This is a genomic window from Stenotrophomonas sp. PFBMAA-4, assembly GCF_030053215.1.
In the GTDB taxonomy this organism is placed as follows: domain Bacteria; phylum Pseudomonadota; class Gammaproteobacteria; order Xanthomonadales; family Xanthomonadaceae; genus Stenotrophomonas.
In genome coordinates this window covers 77,124-96,035 of the sequence record NZ_JASGBW010000004.1, presented here as the reverse complement: position 1 = coordinate 96,035, position 18,912 = coordinate 77,124, and the positions used below count along the sequence as shown (strand labels likewise).

20 protein-coding genes are annotated in these 18,912 nt (G+C 58.1%); 9 read left to right on the top strand and 11 right to left on the bottom strand.

Features of this window, described 5'->3' with window-relative positions; genetic code table 11:
- The first annotated feature begins 102 nt into the window (after positions 1 to 102).
- Both QMZ26_RS04295 and QMZ26_RS04290 read left to right on the top strand, forming a co-directional pair.
- Positions 103 to 1,599: a restriction endonuclease gene (locus QMZ26_RS04295; protein ID WP_204314520.1), complete on the top strand. Its 1,497-nt coding sequence runs from the start codon at positions 103 to 105 to the stop codon at positions 1,597 to 1,599.
- Between the two features lie 11 nt (positions 1,600 to 1,610).
- Complete coding sequence (locus QMZ26_RS04290) at positions 1,611 to 2,384, top strand: NYN domain-containing protein (protein ID WP_049450268.1); 774 nt, start codon at positions 1,611 to 1,613, stop codon at positions 2,382 to 2,384.
- A 512-nt stretch (positions 2,385 to 2,896) separates the two neighbouring features.
- On the opposite strand, the gene QMZ26_RS04285 is transcribed toward QMZ26_RS04290, so the two are convergent.
- On the bottom strand, positions 2,897 to 4,426 hold the full coding sequence (locus QMZ26_RS04285; RefSeq protein WP_283220673.1) for a MobA/MobL family protein: 1,530 nt from the start codon (positions 4,424 to 4,426) through the stop codon (positions 2,897 to 2,899).
- A 271-nt stretch (positions 4,427 to 4,697) separates the two neighbouring features.
- Between QMZ26_RS04285 and QMZ26_RS04280 the strand changes: the two genes are divergently transcribed.
- Entirely contained in the window at positions 4,698 to 5,687 is a 990-nt protein-coding gene (locus QMZ26_RS04280; protein WP_154267714.1) for an Abi family protein, read from the top strand.
- A gap of 236 nt (positions 5,688 to 5,923) precedes the next feature.
- On the opposite strand, the gene QMZ26_RS04275 is transcribed toward QMZ26_RS04280, so the two are convergent.
- The 6 genes from QMZ26_RS04275 to QMZ26_RS04250 form a co-directional block, all read right to left on the bottom strand.
- Positions 5,924 to 6,745, bottom strand: a complete 822-nt coding sequence (locus tag QMZ26_RS04275) for a hypothetical protein (protein WP_283220672.1) — start codon at positions 6,743 to 6,745, stop codon at positions 5,924 to 5,926.
- Positions 6,746 to 6,824: 79 nt separating this feature from the next.
- The gene (locus QMZ26_RS04270) at positions 6,825 to 7,289 is read right to left on the bottom strand and encodes a hypothetical protein (RefSeq protein ID WP_229297688.1); all 465 of its coding nucleotides are present in this window, start codon (positions 7,287 to 7,289) and stop codon (positions 6,825 to 6,827) included.
- A gap of 556 nt (positions 7,290 to 7,845) precedes the next feature.
- Positions 7,846 to 8,076 (bottom strand): hypothetical protein, encoded by a 231-nt coding sequence (locus QMZ26_RS04265; protein WP_099524413.1) that lies wholly within the window; start codon positions 8,074 to 8,076, stop codon positions 7,846 to 7,848.
- A gap of 51 nt (positions 8,077 to 8,127) precedes the next feature.
- Entirely contained in the window at positions 8,128 to 9,201 is a 1,074-nt protein-coding gene (locus QMZ26_RS04260; protein ID WP_283220671.1) for a Shedu anti-phage system protein SduA domain-containing protein, read from the bottom strand.
- 34 nt (positions 9,202 to 9,235) lie between these two features.
- On the bottom strand, positions 9,236 to 9,970 hold the full coding sequence (locus tag QMZ26_RS04255; protein ID WP_099524412.1) for a uracil-DNA glycosylase family protein: 735 nt from the start codon (positions 9,968 to 9,970) through the stop codon (positions 9,236 to 9,238).
- Positions 9,971 to 10,031: 61 nt separating this feature from the next.
- Positions 10,032 to 10,178: a hypothetical protein gene (locus QMZ26_RS04250; protein WP_195763102.1), complete on the bottom strand. Its 147-nt coding sequence runs from the start codon at positions 10,176 to 10,178 to the stop codon at positions 10,032 to 10,034.
- A gap of 354 nt (positions 10,179 to 10,532) precedes the next feature.
- On the opposite strand from QMZ26_RS04250, the gene QMZ26_RS04245 reads away from it, so the two are divergent.
- The gene (locus QMZ26_RS04245) at positions 10,533 to 11,924 is read left to right on the top strand and encodes a site-specific integrase (protein WP_283220670.1); all 1,392 of its coding nucleotides are present in this window, start codon (positions 10,533 to 10,535) and stop codon (positions 11,922 to 11,924) included.
- Positions 11,925 to 12,026: 102 nt separating this feature from the next.
- Complete coding sequence (locus tag QMZ26_RS04240; RefSeq protein ID WP_283220669.1) at positions 12,027 to 13,517, top strand: hypothetical protein; 1,491 nt, start codon at positions 12,027 to 12,029, stop codon at positions 13,515 to 13,517.
- A 5-nt stretch (positions 13,518 to 13,522) separates the two neighbouring features.
- Here the strand turns inward: QMZ26_RS04240 and QMZ26_RS04235 are convergent, their stop codons facing one another.
- The 3 genes from QMZ26_RS04235 to QMZ26_RS04225 form a co-directional block, all read right to left on the bottom strand.
- Positions 13,523 to 14,599 carry a DUF3800 domain-containing protein gene (locus QMZ26_RS04235; RefSeq protein WP_239499520.1) on the bottom strand — a complete coding sequence of 359 codons (1,077 nt, stop codon included), beginning with the start codon at positions 14,597 to 14,599 and terminating at the stop codon, positions 13,523 to 13,525.
- A 95-nt stretch (positions 14,600 to 14,694) separates the two neighbouring features.
- Positions 14,695 to 15,366, bottom strand: a complete 672-nt coding sequence (locus QMZ26_RS04230) for a hypothetical protein (protein WP_239499518.1) — start codon at positions 15,364 to 15,366, stop codon at positions 14,695 to 14,697.
- 378 nt (positions 15,367 to 15,744) lie between these two features.
- Positions 15,745 to 16,059 carry a helix-turn-helix transcriptional regulator gene (locus tag QMZ26_RS04225; RefSeq protein WP_072168244.1) on the bottom strand — a complete coding sequence of 105 codons (315 nt, stop codon included), beginning with the start codon at positions 16,057 to 16,059 and terminating at the stop codon, positions 15,745 to 15,747.
- Positions 16,060 to 16,189: 130 nt separating this feature from the next.
- On the opposite strand from QMZ26_RS04225, the gene QMZ26_RS04220 reads away from it, so the two are divergent.
- The 4 genes from QMZ26_RS04220 to QMZ26_RS04205 all read left to right on the top strand — a co-directional run bounded on the left by QMZ26_RS04220 (position 16,190) and on the right by QMZ26_RS04205 (position 18,161).
- A complete protein-coding gene (locus QMZ26_RS04220; RefSeq protein WP_199161072.1) occupies positions 16,190 to 16,966 on the top strand; it encodes a hypothetical protein in 777 nt (258 codons plus the stop codon).
- Between the two features lie 68 nt (positions 16,967 to 17,034).
- Positions 17,035 to 17,346, top strand: a complete 312-nt coding sequence (locus QMZ26_RS04215) for a hypothetical protein (protein ID WP_072168246.1) — start codon at positions 17,035 to 17,037, stop codon at positions 17,344 to 17,346.
- Positions 17,343 to 17,681 (top strand): hypothetical protein, encoded by a 339-nt coding sequence (locus tag QMZ26_RS04210; protein ID WP_283220668.1) that lies wholly within the window; start codon positions 17,343 to 17,345, stop codon positions 17,679 to 17,681. Before QMZ26_RS04215 ends, QMZ26_RS04210 begins: the two co-directional genes overlap by 4 nt.
- Before the next feature lie 225 nt (positions 17,682 to 17,906).
- Positions 17,907 to 18,161, top strand: coding sequence for a hypothetical protein (locus tag QMZ26_RS04205; protein ID WP_283220667.1), 255 nt, complete (start codon positions 17,907 to 17,909; stop codon positions 18,159 to 18,161).
- Here QMZ26_RS04205 and QMZ26_RS04200 read toward each other — a convergent pair.
- On the bottom strand, positions 18,158 to 18,592 hold the full coding sequence (locus QMZ26_RS04200) for a hypothetical protein (RefSeq protein WP_283220666.1): 435 nt from the start codon (positions 18,590 to 18,592) through the stop codon (positions 18,158 to 18,160). The genes QMZ26_RS04205 and QMZ26_RS04200 overlap by 4 nt on opposite strands.
- Positions 18,593 to 18,912: the final 320 nt, after the last annotated feature.

The following is an 18,912-nucleotide window of genomic DNA, read 5'->3' as shown; positions in this document are numbered from 1 at the left end:
TTGCGGGCAGCCGGCCGGGCAGCGGCAGCGGCAGAGCGGGAGACCAAACGCCAGCAGAGGATGCAAGCCACTCAACAGAGGCAGTTGGAGCGCCAAGAGCGCATGGCGGCCGCACAGCTGTTGCGAGAGATTCGCGCCTACGAGCTGTCGGAACGTGAAGCCGCTCGCCAAGCCAAAGCGGGATACCTAGAAGATCGACAGGGCGAGGTCGACGATCTCAACGCCGAGTTGAAGGACCGCCTGGAGGAGCTCGAGGGGTTGCTGGTGCACACCCTGTCGGTGAACGACACCATCCGCTTTGACAGCCTACGTCACACCGCCCCCCACCCTGCCTTTGAGGTGCCGAAGGAGTTGGTGCCCGGCTTCGCACCAGCCGCTGCGGAGATCGTCCCACCGACGGGCCTTGCCCGCTTTTGGCCGGGAGCCGGGAAGAAGCACGCGGCTGCATTGGCGGCGGCGCAACAGGCCCACCAGCAAATCCTCGACCAGTTCCAACGGGCAGAGACGCTAAAGAAGCAGAAGCTGGCTGACCTGCGTGCTCAACACGAGGCTGCTCGCGCCCTCTACGAGGCCGACGTGGCCCGCCGAAACGGGGAAGTTGACGAGTTCCAACGCGCCTACTTGGCCCATGAGCCTGATGCCATCGTGGCCTACAACGACATGGTCTTGGCACGCTCGGAATACCCGGCCCAAGGCTTTCCCCAGCGATACAAGCTCGCGTATGCGGACGCGTCCAAGGAACTGATCATCGAATACGACCTTCCAGAGCTTTCGGTCGTTCCCACGGAGGCCGACTACCGCTACGTCAAGACCCGGGATGCTATCGACGCCAAGGCGCGTAAGGCAAGCGACATCAAAGCGCTCTACCAGGACATCATCGCCTCGATCACCTTGCGCACACTGCACGAGGTGTTTGAAGCCGACCAAGCGGATGCCTTAGCGTTGGTGACCTTCAATGGCGTGGTCGATGCACACGACCCCACCACTGGGCAAGAGGTCCGCGTCCCTGTGGTCTCGGTCCGCGCGACCAAGGCCTCCTTCCTGCAACTACGGCTGGACCGAGTAGAAAAGATCCCATGCCTCCGAAACTTGGGCGCTCAAGTATCCAGCCGGCCGGATGAGCTACAAGCCATCAAGCCGATTGTTGAGTTCAACATGGTCGATAAGCGCTTCATTGCCCAGACAGACGTGCTCTCGGGCCTGGAGTCGCGGCCCAACCTGCTGGAGCTGACCCCTGGTGAGTTCGAAGCGCTGGTATCGAATCTCTTTAGTCAAATGGGGTTGGATACAAAGCTGACACGCAGCTCCCGCGACGGCGGCGTGGATGCGGTGGCCTTCGACACCCGGCCGGTGCTTGGTGGAAAGGTCGTCATTCAAGCCAAGCGCTATAAGGACACAGTTGGCGTCAGCGCGGTTCGGGACCTCTACGGAACCATGCTCAACGAAGGTGCCAGCAAAGGCATCCTAGTTTGCACCAGCGGCTACGGCACTGCGGCGTTCGAGTTCGCAAAGGATAAGCCCATCGAGTTGATCGATGGAGGCGGCCTGCTCTACCTCTTAAGGGAGCATGCAGGCCTTGATGCACGTATCGCAGCGTAAGGACCAACAAAATGGCAAACGGATCCGCCGCTCACGATAGCAAAGTGGCTGTGTTGGTCGATTGCGACAATGTAAACCCTGAGATCGTTGACCATGCCCTACTGATGGGAGCGCAGTTCGGCCGGGTGGTGGTTCGGAGGGGTTACGGCAACCACTCCACGCTGACCAAGCGTTGGCAGGAAACACTCGTCCGGCAAGCGTTTACCCCATGCCTGCAATACCAATACGCCGCTGGCAAGAACACGGCGGACATCGCGTTGGCGCTGGACGCCTTAGAAGCCATGTTCGACCAGCGCGCAGACACCTTCTGTTTGGTCACCAGTGACTCTGACTTCGCCTACCTGTGTCGTAAGCTTCGAGAACGAGGAGCCACGGTTTGCATCGTGGGTGAAGCTAAGACGCCAGAGGCGTTGCGTAACGCCTGCGACCAGTTTTTTGAGTGGCAACCAACGGAGTCGAATGCGACCTGCGAAGAGTCGCCTGCTCCGACTGCTAAAGTCGCGCCCAGCAAAGCCGAAGTGGCCAAGCCGATTCCCAAACGCCGCCCTCGCTTCCTTGTCGACGCGGTTGCCTTACTAGCCGATGGGACCACGGACGGGGAAGTGGTGCTAGGGACACTCGGCCACTATCTGAAGCGGACTGACCCATCCTTCTCGCCGAAGGCCTACGGCCACTCCGGCCTCCTGGACATGATCCAGACATATGACCTGCTGACAGCCACACAAGCGCCCGGCGGGCATTGGCTAGTCAGACTGGCACCACAACCCGAATCGACAGCTGCATGACTTTGTTACCGGCAGGCTTCTGTCATCCCTAGGCATTGAGAGTCAACTTCAATATTTGTGAACCAGCGCAGATTCCGTCTCTTGCCAAACTGGGACGAAGTGCTTCGATGTGAAGACCCTTCATACTGAGAGCTTCAGAGATCCAATGCCTGCCAACGTAGAACTTCGCATCGCCAGCCGCCTTCTGCCCGCCCTCATGGCGCAAAGCGGGACCAGAGACGTCGCCGAACGCGAAGCCGATATTCAACACGCTCTGGATGTAGCCGCCGCTCTGATGCGCCGGTTCGCAGCATCACCTGCCGGACAAGCGCAGCAAGCCTATGTGCCCAGCGCCGGGGCGCGACCTGCCCCACGGGCGGCGACTGTAAGCCGAGATCAGGTGCCGCCAACGTTCATTTCGCCCGACGAATGGCGCAAGGCACGCGGGCTGGCTCCCGCGCCGGCTCCTCGAAAGCCTTCTGGACCGACGATTCACTGAAAGGCAAAGCCCCGCATCTGCGGGGCTCTTTCGTTCAATGGAGGGTGGGCGGCCGTGGCTTCAAAACTGGCACCGGGGAGTCGGCGACAACCGGAGCCATGGTCTGGCACTCAAGGACGAACTGTGACGGCGAAGGCATGGCCTCCAGTTCGGTCGCTCTACGAAGAACATCCGCATCGACCTCCGCCAATGCCTCGGCGGAGCCCCGCGACCGCGCCTTCTCCAGCTCCTTGGTCCGTTGCTCCAGCGCAGACAGGCGGCGCTCCCGGCGCTGCGTCCATTCGGGGCGCGAGTAGCCGTTGGTTCCCATGGGGTAGTCGGTGTTGAAGCGCTCCCATTCGTGCTGAGCCAGGTGATGTAGGCGTTCAGCCCTGCCCAGCGACACCAATCGCAAGGCACGCCCCAGGATTGCCGCTCGCAGTGCCCGGACCTGGAGAACCGCCTTGGTGATCCACTGCCGTAACGGGACGGTCTCCCCAGCCCGCCCAAGTTCGGCTTGAGCCCATTCGAGACCAGCACGGATGCGCTGGGTCGCCAGGTCTGCCCTGGCGCGCGCGATGTCCTGAAGGTCTCGCAGGGCCTGAGCCACGCGCTCGGCGAGGCTGATGGGCCGCTGATCTTCGTTCGCTTCGCGCTGGCGGCCCAAGACCTGAGGCAGCCGCATTCCGGACACGCCTCGAATCTCCAAGCCAGGAGCCAAGCCTCGCATGGAGGACGGCCGGCCACCTTGGCCATGACCGACTGACGGATGCATGGGCACGGCCCTGCCCTCACGCCCAGCTTGAATGGTGAGATGATCCAGATGTTCGGCGTTGCCGGCCTCAATGGCGTCATTCTCTGCTACCAGCCGGCTGTCCATGCCCTTTCGGGACAGCGCGGCAGCCGCCTTGCCCAGGTGCTTGGTCGGCTCTCGAGACAATGCCACCGCCTGGAGTTCGTCTCCCCGGTCCGACGCCGCCCGAGCCTGCTCTGCCAAGCTGCGGTGGTCAATCGTGACCGTCAGGCCAGCGGCTTCAAGATGTGCGTTGGTCGTTTCAGCGACCATTTCCCGGACCCATTGAACCTGCACTTTCCCCGACACGCCCCCATCGAGCTCGCGCGTTTTCTGTCCAAACCCATCCGGACCAATGCGCCTGGTGCTGGCAAGCAGGTGCACGTGATGGTTGAGCCCGTCCGGGGTTCCAGGGGAGTGAATGCTGGCTTGAATGGCGAACTGGTAGCGGTCTACCAACGCCTCGGCAATGGAAAACGCCAAGTGTGCGCGCTGTTCGTCCGAAAGCTCATGGGGCAACGACAGCTCGAACTCGCGAGCCACCGTAGCGTCCTTACGGCGCTCGGCGGCTTCGGCCACGGCCCAAAGCTCGCCGGGCACCAGCGCCCAGTCGGGTGCATCTGGCGGCGCGAGGCAAAAGGTTTCGACAACGCCGCTCCTACGGCGGTAGTCGTGCTGTTGCCCGGTCGCGAAATCGGACAGCAGTAGACCGCCCCGGTAGGCGGCTGCGGCGACGGCGGACTGGCCCTTGCCTCGGCTGAAGGTTTTGACTGATGTGTGGAAGATGGCCATAAAGACTCCTGTGAAAACAGGTTCTTTATGGATCAGCTTTTGCCGTTGGCAAGCCTCGCAGAGGCTTGGGGTCCCAGGGGCGAAGCCCTTGGCGCGCGCATCCGCCAGGATGCCTAAGTGCGCTCTTGCTCAACTTGAAGCAGGACCTGTGACCGTGATGCCCCCAAGAAAATAGCCCACCAACTGTAGCCTTCTTTTCATCCGCCTTGATTTGGCGGCACCGGGGCACTAAGTTTGTCCGACCAGATCACAAAAAGATCACCGAGACCTCATGGCCTATTCAAAATCATGGAAGAGCTACCAAGAGCAGCTGGACCAACTAAAATCAAGGAACATGACGGTCAGCGATGATGCGAGAGCACTTAGCTATTTGGAAAAGATTGGATACTACCGACTCAGCGGCTACTGGTATCCTTTCCGCGTCCGCGCAGATTATATGGAGCTAACCAGCGATGGCACCCCTCCAGTCAACCCGAAAAAGAAAAGTCTGGCTACCGATTGGTTTCATTCAAATACAAGATTTAGTGACGTAGTAGATCTTTATGTATTTGACAAACGACTTCGACACCTTGTGGGCGATGCTCTGGAGCGCATAGAGATCGCCTTACGCGTTGACATTTCCCACACTCTAGGAAATCTGGATACATTCGCCTATGCAAACCCAACTCTTCTGCACGAGAAGTTCGCTAAGGATTACGACCCCCAAAAGGGCGTAACCCCTCATCATGCGTGGCTGGGAAAAAACGGTCAGTTGGTGGCTAGATCAAAAGAAGAGTTCGTTCGCCACAACAAAGAAAAATACGGACTTCCTCTGGCGATTTGGGTAGTTTGCGAAGTTTGGGACTTTGGCGCGATGTCGACGCTATTTAATGGGATGCGAGAGACAGAGCAAGACTGCATTTCAAAGAAATACGGGGTGTCCAATGGGCGAGTTTTCGCGACATGGCTTCGAAGCCTCAACTATCTTCGAAATGTTTGCGCCCACCATAGCCGACTATGGAATAGGAACATTGTCGATCAGCCAAAACTGCCTAGCGAACAAGAGCTGGCATGGACTGCTCATTTTCATACCACCCCGCTTGCTCGAGCGCGGTGCTTCTTGCTGCTAAAGATGGTCAAGCAGCTCACAAGCGTCATCAGTCCAGGCTCTACTTGGGGAGACAGAATGAAAGCTCACCTGAATGCATTCCCTGCTCTGCCTCAATCCGGCTTAGGGATTCAGGACATGGGAGCGCCAGCACACTGGGAGCAAATCTGGTAGGACCCAAATAAAGAACCCCTCAGCACCAAGCGCGTTGAGCTATGCGCATTGGCGAGAGGGGCCGTGTTGTAGTAATCATATGGGAGCATTACGCTTCTGTCAACTACATAGATCTGCGCACTTGTTACGCTGCGGCTGTGCCTGCCTCTATTAGTCAGACTTACTTAGCATTCGTTCAGGAATGAAACGCGTGACACGGTGACTCGCCGGGCATTATCAGGATGGCCGGCCACAGGCTATTGTGTCCCCTGCCTGTCAGCCAAGGCAAAGCTTGCGAAGTTCAGCAGGGAAACCGCCCTCAATGCGTTCGTCTCCGATCCATAGTTGTAGTCCATCCCATGAAGAACTTTGTGCCGGTTGAGACCTGAGAAGTCCGCAGGAAGGCTATCAGTGGAGGATGAAAGGGGAGACTGGGTGCGAAACACCTCCCAAAGGTGTCGGTTCAGATCACTCGCCTCCAGGCCGTCGATCAGCCCGCCGATTCCCTTGGTCTGTCGAGCACTGTACAACTGCCTCCCGCGCATATCTTGCGCGATGCCATCGGCCTGGGTGAGCATTACTGGGATGCTCAGCAGGTAGTTCCCCAAACGGTGCGCGTTGAACGCTGCCGCTAAGACGTGCGCCCTCTTTGGGTGGAGGCCGAGAAGACGCTCCTCGATCACATCGAGGTTCTGCCGAAAATATTCTTCAAACTCCGCACTGGCTTGATCAGCTGCTCCGCTCTCGAACGCATCATTAAGCGAGCGAATGCCCGCCAGTGGCATCTCGGGATCGATATACCAGCCATGCTGAGCCAGTCCCAACAGCTGGGTCTGGAACCGATTAGGGAACTCCGCAACCGAGATGAGCGTCTTACGCAGGCTCTCGACCATCTCCTTAGTCGCAGGGCTCTCAGACCAGGCGATGAATCCAGCTCGAAAACGCTCCAGATGATCGTGAAGTTGTTTCTGAACCAGCAGCGCCGGTTCAGTAGCCTTCTTCAGCTCCTCGGTCCAGCCTCGGTAAGCGCTGAACAAATCGTCAAAACCGTCGAATGGGCTTTTCGGCGACTCCTTCATCATCTTTACTCTGCACTGAGGGGAAACGGTCGCACAGATGCAAAATCGCCACCCGTTGCAAGAACCCAAGCCCAAGCTTTCACTGGCTCTCTCCAAACATTCGAGAGACCCAGCTCATCCATCCCGACTCCGAGTAACCGGCAAACGCCGTGAGAGTGCTGCCACCCTGGCGAACCGCCAACGAAGCCAGCTCTTCTTGGGACTGGAAAAAGAACGGGCCATCTACGCCCATCACGAAGTGGTCCCCTTGAAGGGCGTCACAGTGAGAACAATGGTTGGCCCAATAGTTGACGCCGGCAGTCTGCGACCGTCCGATGCGCAGGAGTGGCGCGGACTGGACGACGAACGTCTCCACGGAGGCGTCCAAGGACTCGACATATTGCAGGACGGCAGCATCGGCAATCTCCAGTTCGCCTTCCTCATCGAACTCTGTGAGGCGGGGGACCCAGATGGCAGTGACTAGGGTAGGTAAACCACATTTCCAACAGCCCATGGGAGCTTGGAGTAAAGCAAAGCTAGGCGCTTTAAGATTGAAGTCAGTCACGACCAGAATCCAGATAGTCTCCACGGTCCCAAGATCGGTAGCGCCAAGGGAGGACCTCCTCCAAGGCCGTTATCCGCGGCTCTGGCATCAGTGATAGCGCACTTGCATCCAAACGCAAGCGATCCACGCGGTCATTGGGAACGAATAGCCATGGCTGAAGCGTCCAATCGAGAGGGATACCACAGTCCCTGGCTAACGCCCCCTTCAATCCAAGCCAATGCTGGTCCCAGCTCTTCAGGCGGTTCAATAATGCAGGCAAGCGGACCGCATAAGAGATTTCGCAAAGGTAAGCCGCTCGGTCTCGAACACTCACAGCCACCGCGTCGCAATACCAGTGAGGCCCACTGGTATCAGGATTGCTGCCAGGGTTCAGCTGGATGCAACACTGTGCATTGATGAACAACCTTCGGTCTGCCCGCAGGAAGTCCAGCACTACGCCCTCAAAATGATCCACCACCCCTCCTACCCCAAGCGACCTTGACAGCAATCTCTTGCGACGCAAACGCAGTGAACTGTATTGGACGCCGACGGCAGACCACTTCGCTCTTTGAGCGGGCTAGGGCCTCCGCTGGACCACAAAGACCAGTCCAGCACTCTTCAGCCTGCGCCGCAGCTCCTCCACCTCTTCAAGACTAGGCTTGTTAGCGAACTCCAAGCGAATATCAGCGTCCTCAAGCCCTGGAATGGTCAAGTATTCCTCGAACGCGATGTATGGGGTCGTGCCCGACTCGGGATTCCCCTCGCACACCTTTAGGTGGGGCGCATCCTTGTGCACTGAAACGCTCATCTAAACCTCCATCGTGAGGGGGTTGGAAATCTCTTTATACCTTGGCAAGGCCTACCAGGGAATGTCGTCGTCAAGTTCGACGATGTTAACCGACGCGGCCTCGGGCCCCGCTGCGGGGGACAACATTTCCAACAACCGCTCCCCTTGCGCCAGTAGATGGTCATAGGTCATGACGGTGATACCGTTCATCCGCCGATTGAGCCCATGGAGCGCGCGTTGCCGCTCATCGCTCCAGTCATGGGAGCGACCAATAACGATCGTGGCACGCGGGTGATAGGCCACGACCTCCTTGTGGTCCTGCAGTCCTTTGTCAGCAAACTCGTAAAGCATGTCTAGGTATCGGTGGCATTGACCGATGGCTTTCGATACCTCGGCGGAAAAATAGTGGTTCTTGTGGGCCTTGTCATACAGAAGCACCTCCATGTCGGGCCGCTTCAGCTCAACGATATCTCGATAGCCCGCAATGACGTTAGGCAACATCAGATCAATGTTGTCCCCAGTGGTGATTGCACGCACCTCGTCCCGGACCACGTAAGCATTGCCGAAGGCCCAGCAGTGTTTCTCGCACCATGACTGGTAGACCTGCTCAGCCGACTCCCCGCGCCCCAGGCTGGAACGCAGCTCAGCAACTGCGGAGCGCATCTCACTAAGACGAATAGATCCCCGGAGCGCGGTGGTCAGCTCATGAGTCAGCTCCGTGTTGGCCAGATGCTGGACCAAATCCGAATGAGAAAGCACTTTGGTCAGCGCGCCAACCAGGGACTGGGGATCGTGCCCGGTAAGATCGGCGGCCCCGTTCGCCACCTTGATCAGGATGAACTCACCAGCCTCTGGCTGATCGGTCAACGGAAGATGAGTCTGAAGGTATTTGAAGAGCTTGAGCGTGGACACCTCGGTCAGATTGATGGTCTTTTCCCTGTCCTCTACCCAAGATGCCCCCTTCGTCTTTGTGAAGCCCTCGAGCTTGACCTTGAACCCGGTGTGGTCGCTGTGAGGGATCAAGAATCCCAAGATGTGAAGCTTCGTCTTCGACGTCTCGTTGAGCACGACGACGGGGACGTAGTCCAGCTTACCGCTGCTCGCCGTCTTCCTAAAAACCTTGGTGAGTTCCTCAGTCCCGCTCATTGAACAACCCCTTGCCCACTGTGCTCCGATGTTCTCAGCTCTCTTTCGCAAGCGCCACAAGGTGACCCAACGCTCCCGCGCGATCCTGCCACGTGTCTATGTTCCATGATGGATGGTAGACCCACGTCATCAGCGCGGAGCCTCCCCGGTAATCGAGCGACCAGATTTCACGGGACTCAATGTAGCGCCGCTTTCGCTCCCCTCGTTTCACATCCTTGGCTGAGAAGGGCTCTAACCCCGGCTGGGGCTTACCATGACTGAAGAGTCGCCAAGCTGTCCGGCCCAGAACAAGCACGACGTTAGGCTTCAGCACCGGCAGGATTTCCTCCCACAGAACATCGCCACCGTCGCGAAGAGCCTGATTCCGCGGCCGATGACTTGCCTGCGAACCCGCGAACGCCTGGGAAAGGTTCAAGAATGCCACGCGCCTCCACGCTTCGGCGGCTTCCTGGAGTTGGAAGTCCTGTCGACCAGTGAGGACCAGGTCGAGCGCCCTAAAGAAGGGGCCGTCCCGGCCGCTCCGGATCGGGGTGGCCATCTCGCGGAAATGATCTTGAGTGAACGGTCGGGTCACTTCGAGCGAATCGCTCAGCCCCTCTCGCCTGTAGTGCGACTCACCCAGTAAGAGCACCCGTTGACCGTTTACCCCCTCCCAGTAAAGGTCACCCCAATACGGTATGAAACGGACTGCCTCGGGCCATTGGTAGCCGTCTAGCGCCGGGCCGGCTGAACTAGTCGAGCCCTGCGCTACTGGACTATTCCCTGTCATCTTCGCTCCTTGGGAAAACACCTCAAAGAGGCCGGCACCGCGCGGCACCGGCCAATGAAAACTACTTCTTGGTCTTCTTGCCCTTGTCGGGGGCTTGGCTCAGGGCAGAGCCTGCCGCCGTCTTGGACTTGCTGCCGGTTCGATCGTCACGCAAAACACCACTCGCGGCCTTCGCCGCTTTCGGGCTCGTCTGCTCGTTCTTTGCCATGCCGTCTCTCCTTACCACCACGTGGTGGCAGCCAAAGCATATTCAAAGCAGCAATAAACCCTAACAAGAACGCCGGGCCATTTATCAACCATTCATACTTTAAAATGGATTTGTTAGCTTACTTAAGTTAAACAGTACGGTAATGACTCCGAAAATGGGCTGACCTGACCAGCGCAAGTTATTGATTCTAATGTAAACGCCACCGTGTTTTAGGGCGGTACGATTGGCTAGGCAGACTTGCAAAATGGCACCTCTCAGACGATGCCTAAGGCCGTGAATAAAAAGCCGATTTTTCGTTGACGATTTTTAGGCCCGCAGTATCTGTACTTCCATCCTTCAGATGGAAGCAACGCAGTGACCTCCCCCACCTCGAAACACCTCAACTCCTACCTCGCAGACCCGACGGGCACTCTCAAACTGACAAACGTGCGCATTGGCCGCGTCCGCATCGGTGAAATGATCGTCACTGGCCGAGAAGCAGCCATCCATGCTCAAGAGATCATCAACGACGCCTGCGAGCGGACCCGTCGAGCGCTCCTTGGAAAGAATGGCACGCGCCACCCTGAGCCTCTCCCCGTCGCCGCACCCGCCCGATTGCTGTCTATCGAGATCCGGGACTACCTGGCTGACCGCGAGCGCATGGGCCTGACACGCAACACCATCGAGGCCACGGCGCGGTCACTGAAGATGCTCCTTATGGCCTGTGGGGATATTCCCGTGTCGCGGGTCGACCATGTGCATATCTACCGACTCTGGGAACTGATGCGTTGGGCTCCACCTCTTCTCCAGTCGGACCCTCAGTATCGGAACTTCACGTATGAGCAGGCGGTGGCTCAGGGGAAGGCGCTCCGCGTCCAGCCGCCCGCACCGGCCACCGTAGAAAAGCATCGACGGTTCCTGGTCACCTTCTTTGGCCGGCTGGACAAGGCAAAAGCCATTGTGGGCTCCCCCATGCACTTTTTCCCAGAGGCGAAGAAGGACCTGGTCATTGACCCCGACAAGGCCGAGCGTTTGTTTGACGAAGAAGATCTGCGTCGCATCTTTGCCCCCAACACATTCATCCCCTGGGCCATGAAAGCGCCCCACCGGTGGTGGGTGCCGATGATTGGACTCCACACGGGAGCGCGCATCAATGAAGTCGCTCAGCTGAAGTTGAACGACATCGTCCAAGAGGCTGGTGTGTGGTGCATCAAGATCCAGAAGACGGTAGACGCGGACCTGAGCCACAGAGACAGGAACCGGAGCCGCCAAAGCCTAAAAGGCAAAGCAGCCGTTCGGACGCTCCCCATTCCCCAACCGCTGCTCGATGCTGGTTTCCTGGCGTTCGTGGAGGACATCCGAGCTTGTGGCCATCCTCGCCTCTTCCCCCACTTGTCTGCCGGCGTGCGACGCGACAATGGCGACACCAACGCCCGTTACAGCCAAGGCGTCCTCAACCAGTTCAGCCGATACATGAAGGATCTCGGCTTTCCTAAAGGCGTCGGGTTCCACGCTTTCCGGCATACTCTTGCCACGGAGCTGCATCACATGGGGGTGGCCGACGAGGACATTGCCCTGGTCACCGGCCACTCCATCAGCAAGCGGGTCCCTGTGCTGCACGAGGCCTATTTCCACAAGAAGCCAGCGCAGGCACGAACGAAGCAGATCGCAGTCCTGGAGAAGTATCGCCCTGATGTGGCACTTCCGGTCTACCAAGCGGGGCAGTTCAAGGGGGCGTTGTCCGACCCCCGGAAGTTCTACCCTTGATAGCCTCGCGCAGAAGCGGGCCCGGGCGACATGTCGGCAGCGGCGTCCGCCAGGCCTGCTTTAGGGTTGATAATGGGCCTCCTCATCGGAAGAGGCCTCAACGTGACCTACGATCAACTCGCAAAGATCGCTGCCAGCTTTGGTCTGCGAGACTCCATGGTTCATATCTGGGCCTACAGCCTGCACATCGGCCATGGGTATGGCCTGCCCATCGAATATTCCCACTCTCGCCCAGGGCTGCCGGATCAGATCAGACCGTATGTCTTTGAGTTCTACTTGGATCTCTACGTAAGAGAAATCCTACAACATGCGGGGCCTTCAAAAGGGGCGCGCCGGTCGTTACGCAACTGGACTGACCTCGGCACCTTGCACAATGCCATTCGAGGCTACAGCGAGTTCAAGGCAAAGTGCGACCTCGACATCTGGACAACGATGCATCGAATCGGGCACCAGCAGTTGCCTCATTTCGATCGCTCTAGCGCTGCCTACTTCGGCCGTTACTGGTCGCTCTATAAGCGCGGCCGCCTTTCAAACATTGTATTTAATGCCCTAGGGCTGACCGCTGAGGATTACTTCCTCCTGGCTGGGGCTACCCAGGCGCTGTTTATGCGGAACTACGAAGTGGCGCTGATGCCGCAACTGGCTATGCTTGGGCTGGACTCGTCCGCGGTGGCGGCAAGGGTGGCCGCCATCAGCGGCACGCCTAAGCTACTGCGGAACCGCTGTGCTCTGGATGCTCGTTACGACTCATCTTGGGACTACACTCCGAATCCTATCGTCGTGAAGCCCCTGATCCAGCTTCGCTCTGACGCTCCCGATCGCCTGACATGTCCACGGCCTTCCTTATTAGGTAAGCGCCTTCTGGCTGGGCTCTTCTATGACTTAGCAGATGCAGACGGCTTCGCCCAAGCGTATGGCGAAGCCTTTGAGGAACTAGTAGGCGATTGCTTTAGCCACCTAACCGGTAAGGCGACAGCTGAGCGTCCTGCACCGTATTTTGTTGGCAAGATGCAGCACCACGGAAGCGACTGGCTGCTTAGGGACACATCCACAAGTCTTTTTGTGGAGTGCAAGACCATGCGCATTCCCGTCCCAGCAAGGCTTGCGGCGGATCCCGGCGATCTGGAGTCCGGACTGGCGCGCCTGGCAAAGGCGGTCGTTCAGAACTATCGCAACATATTGGATGCAACATCAGGGCGTGCCGGCATCAGGCTGCCGGATGGAGCTATCTACTCCCTGATAGTGACTCTGGAGGACTGGATTCTCTTTAGCCATAAGTCTGTGGATGCGCTCACCGGCCTCGTGAAGAAGGAGCTGGAGGCACGAGGGATGGATAGGGACCTCCAGGAGCAGTATCCCTTCTCCATTGTCTGCTACGCTGCGCTGCCAGAAGTGGTTGACTCCATCAGTGAGCATGGCCTGCGCATCTTTACCGAAAAGTCCAGCCACCGATTCAAGGGCTACCTCTTTCCTCAGTTCTTAAAGGATGCCGAGCTCAGTAAAGATGGCGCGGCAGCCTCCATGTTTGACCGTGAATGGGAGGATTTGATGGGACGACTCAACTCTAGGTTCCCAACGGCTTCCATCACGTAACTATGTCAAGGCTTCGCTTTGTGGCGAGTATGACCAGTGGCCGCACTCTTGTAGACCATCGGTCTGGCGCTCCGTCTTGCACTCAAGGCCGCGAGATAGGCCGTCCCTTCCGCAAACCGCTCTTCTCCCAATGACATGAGATGGATGGACGGGTTCGGCGTCTGCCGTTGAACTGTCAGACGCCCAAGAAGACACGCGATGCCGTCGTTGTCTTCGAACTCCCCTCTCAGGACCCTACGCCATGCAGACGCCAATAGGTCGGCCACCTGCACGCCAGGAACATCATGCGAGCGGACGAACTTCGAATCCCGCATGACAGCTCCCAAGTTCACCGCTGACTTGATGGTGTGGCCAGCCGCCTCTTGCAGGTAGGCTGGAATGTCTTCGGGGGCATTTCTAAAACGCTTCTGAAAGTGGGAGTAGTCGAACCCTTCCACATGGATTCCAGGCTCCCTCAAAGATTTCGCCTGGATAAGGGCAGGTGCCATGTGGGTTAGCGTTTGCTCAAACAGAGGGCGGGCCGAGTTCTTTTCATCCATGCGCCACTTGAAGCTGCTCAGCGTGGCCGGAATGCGCTGGGCATAGTAGAGCGTAGTCATCCGAAAGACCTGATCCAGCAGGTCGATTTGCGCCACCATCTGGGTGTATAGCTGCGGAGACAGGCGCTCCAACCTGCCCGATAGATCATCGATGGAAGCACGCCCCTCTTCGTAGAGCATGTTTGGACGATTGGCTCTCACGCTCTCGACCTGCTTTGCTTGATGGGCCACCACCACTTCGGGGTCTTGATGGCCCAGGTCAATCGCAGAGATGAAGAGCGTTGCTTCGAGCTTACCGAGCTCGCCCAGGAAGCGCCTCAGGTTTGCTTCTGATAGGTCTTTCAGTTTGACCTCATTTTGGATACCGCGCCCCAAACGCCGTTTGAGCAGTGCCAGCGACTGCTCTACCCGCTTCCTGGCCACCTCCGGCACGACATAACCCGCAACGACGCACCAACTGTCGTTCCTCGTCGCAGGAACGAAGCTGCCGGACTCATCTACGTAGATGAACATCCCCCCTCCCAGTTCGAAAGCAGCGGCCATGGTCTTCACTCTCTTCACTCATGGCAATCTTCTATGCGCCGCTACGAGCACGCCATCTCGCAGACACGGCCCTCCTTCCGACTACTATCCGATTTTCAGAAGGGGACAGTGTTCGGCTTCAGCACGGGAGTGTTCGAGCTACCGCTCTCAGGTGCCCCGCCTCCGAACTCACCCGTCAGTCGATAGACGAAGCTTGGATGACCGTTTCGGTTGCTCTCTGTGGGACGATGCCTAACCAGCCCCCACTCGACCAAGTGCGAGATCCCAGCACTAACATGTTCGGGTCGCACGCGTGAGTAGCGCTGGAGCGTCTCATGCATGGCCAGCGCGTCACCTGTTTTGCCATCTCGCAAGAAGAGCAGGACGGGCAGAAGCTTCCAAGCTGCCAAGACAGTCACTCCTCTATTGAACTTGAACTTCAGCGCTTGGCTAGTCACAAACCTCGGGACCTGCCTAAAGGCGTTCGGCGCGTGTAGAAGCTGCGTGTAGCGGTTCCGATAGCCGTCACGCTCTACTTGCAACACGCCAGCCTGCTCCAAGGCCGACAAGGCTCTGCCCAACATCGGCCTAGCAAGGGCGGTGCGATCCTGCAGGAATGACATCCCCATCTCGACCTGGCGAGTATGGAAGTTCACCTCTAGCGCGAGCGCCAAATAGACCTTATGGGCGGCGATGTGCGTGCCCACCTCCCCATTGGCCCCGGTGAGGGAGGCCAACTTTCCAGAGTCCACTGCCGCCTTCGGGAAGCTTCCCCACTTGGTGCTCATTCTTTCCGCTTCCTGATTGCGGCCAAGACTACGTAAAGGGACATCCCCACCAGAGAAAGAGCCATTACGACGAGGAGCAACGCGGCAGCAAAGACCGGGTCCGTCTGGGAGGCCATGCGTTCAAAGAAATCGAGGATGGACTGGATAAGTGTCATAACTTGCCGCTCGGAGATCGATGCTGGAAGTTTTTCTCATCCTCAACGACAGTATCTAGATAGAGCTACACCATTTCAAAGCCAAAAATTCACTACAAATTATTGATATTAAAGGATTCATGGCCTCACGATAGCGCATTCAACATGGTTCATGAGAAGGCGCGTCTTGGCCGCTCCCGTGAACCATGTTGGTCGTGGCTAGACAGCTTCTTGCGCCTCTAGGTCAGTCTTGGGTTGACGGAGCGGGCGCTTCAATCAGTGCTCGCAGGGCGCGCACTCGCTCCTTACGGCTCATCCGGGACAGAGCCAAAATGGCGTCCGCAATGACCTCATCTTCGGCAACCAAATAAGCCATCGGCAAGCCCAGCACGTCGGCCAGCTTCCCCAGTCCATCCAGGTCAATACCACTGACCTCGGTCTCGTATCTGTTAACCCGGCTACTGGCCAGCTTCTTATCAAGCCCCATCAGAACCCCCAGCGCTCGCTGGCTGGCGATGCCGCGCAGCTCCCTGGCCTGCTTGAGGCGGGCGGCGAACAAAGAGCGGGCGGAGGTGCTGGGCAAGTGAACGGATGTTGAAAACTTGGGTAGACAGCATGACGCGGTCCCTCGTTGCATGGCAGACTCTTCATGAAATGTAGCACTCTCCCGACCAACCACAGGGGTTTTCATGAAGAAGAACCAGACAAGGATGGCCACCGCCTTGGCGGCCACGCTGCTGTTGAGTGCCCACGTCGCTTCCGCCCAAGAAGCCAGCCAGTCCAACCCGGAGTCAGAGAAGCCGGGCTTCTTTCGACAGCTGGGCAAGAGCCTGAAAGATGCTGGCGGCCAGATGATTGGAGTGAAGCCCACCGGGGCCAGCGGAACTCAGTCTGCCGGCAATGAAGCGATCTACACCCCGGTCAGCGGGGCCGGAAAGATCCGGGGGCTGTTCAAATCCGATAACCACCAGCTCGCACAACAAGGCCGGCTGGACTGGCCCCGCGTGGCGTTGACGTTCCAGGAATGGGGGGCGTCCCTGCCTTGCTGGACCGTCGAGGCAAAAATCTGGACCAGCGCCACCTCGTCTACGACGGAGGTCTTCCAGACCTGCGCCAATGCAGCCCTGACGGAGACCGACGACCTGGGCGACATGGCTGAGCTCAACACGGCGGCGCTCTGGAAAGGCCGCGACAGCCTCACCGGCGTTCGGGTGCCGTCCAACAAGGCCAATACCGGGGCCAGCCGGTCTACCGGTCCTAACCCGCCCGCCCAACCGTTTGTCGTCAACGTCAGCCGCCCTGGCGTTTCGGACAAGGCGGTCGACGTGGCCCTGAGGGTGGCGTGGGTTTCTGGATTCATCCAGACCGCTGACCTGCACCCGGGCGCGTCGGGGATGCTGACCCCGTTCAAGGACAGTCGGATGTGGATTGCGGGGTTCAAGCCGGAAGGCAATCGAGACCGGTAAGCCCTCTCTTTCTCTACCCGTCCGGGGCGGCCTACCGCCGCCCCATCATCATCCTCAAGGATTGACCCATGAACGCAAGGTTTCCCCTGGCCGGCTTGGCCGTTGCACTGACCCTCTCTGCTTGCGGCGGCCCGCCGTCTACTAACGAGGCCGAAAGGGCACTCGCCACCCTTCTGGAGGAAAGCGGGGCTGGACGGGTTGGCGACATCCGCGACTTCGAACTGACCGGATGCGTCGAGGCCCAAGACGTGGAGGGCTACCGCTGCGACACCAAGGGGAAAGTCTCCATCGATATCGGCGGCCGTCAGGTGCCCATTCCGGTCAGCAAGAACCTTAGGTATGCGAAGGAGTCAGGGAGCTGGAGGGCCTACGCCAAATGAGCGCGCCCCCTCCCCTGCTTGACCAGGGCAAACCCACCCGGCGGAAGTTGCTGACACCCCGCGACAGATTTTTCTGGTGGTATTCGGGAACCTTGCTCTTCCTGGGACCTTTCGGGTTCGTCGTCGGGCCGCTTATGGCCCGGCGAGGAACACGGAAGGTAGGACACCTCTACCCGGCCGAAGCTCGAGTGGCTCAGGCCCGGGACAAGGGCTTCGCTTGGTGGCAGTGGTGGGTCATGACACTGCTGACCCTGATTGGCGCGGTGGGGGTCTTCGCTGTCCTGAGCGGACTGCCTATGTTTCTCTTCGTCATGTATGCCAGGTTGATTGAGTAGCACCGCGTAACGCAGATTTCGGATATCTAGCCATCTGCGTACAACCGGACAACGGCCCCAAATCCCAACCTTCTTTCAACTGAAAAGCCAAGGTCCCACGCTCGGAGGGGACCTTGGCTTTTTTATGACCTATTTCGGAACAACTGGGACGAGGGCGTCGCATCTCCGCTTGACACCTTCTCGCGCTTTGATAGAAACCTACAACATTTCAAAAGAATCTCGCATATGAATATTGAAGATTTTTGGAACAGCGCATTTCTCGCGGCCCTAAGCAGACTCCCAGCAGCCCTGGCCAAAGAAGAAGCCGATGTTGCCACAGAACTCTGCATTCAACATTGGCAAGCCAACCATCATCGCTCAGCACCGCAGTATAGGACGCGCTGGAAGGATCAAAACATCGCCAATGTTCCCGGCAGTCTTAAGCCGTCCGTGAAACTGGTCAAAGGGGAGCCACAAGCCAAGAATCGCAAGATCAACTAAAAGGGCTTAGGACTACGCCTCGCCGGCGCGGATTTAGGGGTCAGAGGAAGAACATCTTCCAATCGAACCCTCATTTCGCTGACGCCGCCGACTTCAAAGCGGATATGCCCTACTGTCTTAGCGTCTAGTCGACCGGCCACATACTTCACGAGCTTTCTAACCGACGTTCCAGTGCTCGGATCGTAGAAGCAACTCACTGGATCGAATGCTTCAAATTCAGACTCGAGCCACGCTTCGGCCACATCAGTGACGACAGCAGAATCGTCGTTGATGTCAAACGCTTCTGAGATTTCATCCAAACAGTCTTGGAAATCGCCCAATACTGCTTCAACGTCCAAGCGATCGTCGTTGGTCACTGCAATGGCACCAACAGGCTTATCATCTTCATCGAGGACCCCCAACACGATCGCTTTCGGCTTCTCATCTGCCATATCAACTCCTTGAAGTAAAGCATTTGACGGAATCAGCTCCGCCAGAGGCGCAGCTTTGCTCGACTAGATCAGACACCACATCCACGCCTTCGGCTTTACCTTTGGCTGCTTCTTATACCTCCCGAGAGTAATGCCTAAGGTGCATCGCCTACAACCAATCCCTCAACGTAGAACGGTCATGCCCCAGCCAGCCATGACGACAAGCCGGAATCTGTTTAGTCCGGTTACAATCATGGGACACAACACAGGACACACGTCCGGTTTGCGATCTGCTGCAGGGTCAAAGGGTTAGGGTCGGGTTGATCCGATCCCCCTCTCTC